This window comes from Streptomyces millisiae (assembly GCF_031845425.1).
Taxonomy (GTDB): Bacteria; Actinomycetota; Actinomycetes; order Streptomycetales; family Streptomycetaceae; genus Streptomyces; species Streptomyces millisiae.
In genome coordinates this window covers 1-1,932 of record NZ_JAVREM010000150.1, presented here as the reverse complement: position 1 = coordinate 1,932, position 1,932 = coordinate 1, and the positions used below count along the sequence as shown (strand labels likewise).

Below are 1,932 nucleotides of genomic sequence, written 5' to 3'. Positions count from 1 at the left end.
CTAACCGTCAACCATCACCTGGAACCGTCAAGCATCGAGCGAGACACCGTCAAGCATGTCCCAGGACCGAACTGTCAAGCATCTCTCCGGACCTCACAAGCGGGGACGACTCAATGGCCGTTGACACCCCTCAGAGCCGGACTCCAGGACCAACCGCATTGACACAGGCGCCGGACCCGCGGTCTCTACCGGTTGACGCGAGGGTCGCAAGATCCCCCGCCCCGGATCGCTGCTGCATCCTGGGGCAGGCCGTCCGCTGCTCCGTCGACCAACGCTGCGAGTACAGTAGGTTACCATGTAGTCGCAGAGGGGAGCGGGGTGATGGAGAAGGCGAAGGTGTGCCAACTGTATGGTGGTCCAGATCACGACAGGACACCCCCGCCCGCAGTCGCGCGCGTGCTACTGACTTGGCCTGGGCTGCAACAGGAGCGCGACTTCTGTCGCGTCTGCTATCTAGCCTCCGTCGAGCAGTTCCGTGAGGCAGGCGGCGGCGTAACAGTCGTTCGGACATACATCGCAGGATGAGCCCGACCGCTGGAGCCACGATCCTGCCGTCCGGCGGCATGAACTCCACCTTGCCGAGCGGATCGACCGCGTCGGCGTCGAGCGCCGAGGCCGCCTCCACACCGACCTCGCCCGCGCCTGGTGGCAGGCCGGCAAGCCCGACCAGACCGCCCACCACCTCCTTGCCGCCTGGCACCACGCCCCCACCGAAGTCCGCGACCGCCCCACGATCCGCGCCATCGCCACCGCCCTCAGCCGCCACCACCCCCACGCCCCTGGTGTCCACCACCTCACCCAGGCCCTGGCCAACACCCCTCACTGAGACACCACACACCGCACAAACACGCGAACCGGACACCCATGTCAGGCATCGCAGACGACCCGGAAGCGATAGCAACACCCATCACGGAGCTACTGCGCCGCCGCGACGAAGCTGCCGGCATCCACCGCAGTGGCGATCAGTGATGCCTCACCAGCTGGGCGGGCTTGGGACGGGTTCGATGATGACCGGTTACGCCGGCCATGAGGGCCGTGAACTCAGCGAAGAGCGTCACGCAGGGCCTCCTCCATGACAGGTAGCTGGTCCAGCAGCTTCAGAGCTGCCTCGTGCCGCACCCGCCCGTAGGCCTCAAGTGCGGCGTCGACGATGTGGGGTCGTTCTACTGGTACCGACAGCGGAAAGGCCGAGCAGAGCATGGCTGCACAGCCGACACGAAGCGAGGACATGAGGTCGTCTGCGGACGCCTTCGGGTTGGCGTCCCGGTAGGCCAGGGCGAGATCGGTGTATCCGGTGAGCCAGCTCTCCGCACTGTTGTCCAGCACGCTCTTGGGGTCGCAGCCAAGACGCGCGATCTCCCAGGCGAGGTACCCGGGTGTGGGCGGTCGGAAGTCCACGATCGCGGCTACCTCGTTGTTTCGGAACAGAAGGTTGGGGCCGGCCATGTCGCCGTGCAGGACCTGGACGGTCAGCTGTGGAAGCGAAGCGAGGGTGCGCTCGACGTCCCCCAGGATGGCTTGTCGCTCACGCGCCGCCTGCAGCGCCCACGTCTCGAATTCCCCGAGCCTGCGTTTCTGCTGGTACGCATGAATCAGGCGCTCGAAGCGGTCCCGAGCGGTGACCACGTCGCACACTGCGGCGCCAGGTTCCAGGGTGGGTGCGGCGGCGGGGTGGGTGGCGAGTCGGGTGTGGAGGCGGCCCATCGCCGTGCCGACGGCTGCCCACCGTGCACCCGTCAGGCCACCTTCGGCGGTCGCGGTGTGGGGCACGTACGACCATAGGGACATTGGCAGGCGGCCGTGGGTTGAAGTTGCCCCGGTTTGATGGACAACCTTTCGCTTTGGGACACTGGGTCCCGCAAGGAGGAGTTCATCGTGCCAAGGACGCGTCCGGCTTACCCGCCGGAGTTCCGTCGCCAGATAGTCGAGCTG

General features: G+C 66.6%; 1 protein-coding gene. It reads right to left on the bottom strand.

Annotated features, from left to right (window positions below; all coding sequences use genetic code 11):
• Window positions 1-1,041: 1,041 nt before the first annotated feature.
• Window positions 1,042-1,920 carry a phosphotransferase gene (locus tag RNC47_RS35900; protein ID WP_311605033.1) on the bottom strand — a complete coding sequence of 293 codons (879 nt, stop codon included), beginning with the start codon at window positions 1,918-1,920 and terminating at the stop codon, window positions 1,042-1,044.
• Window positions 1,921-1,932 lie beyond the last annotated feature (12 nt).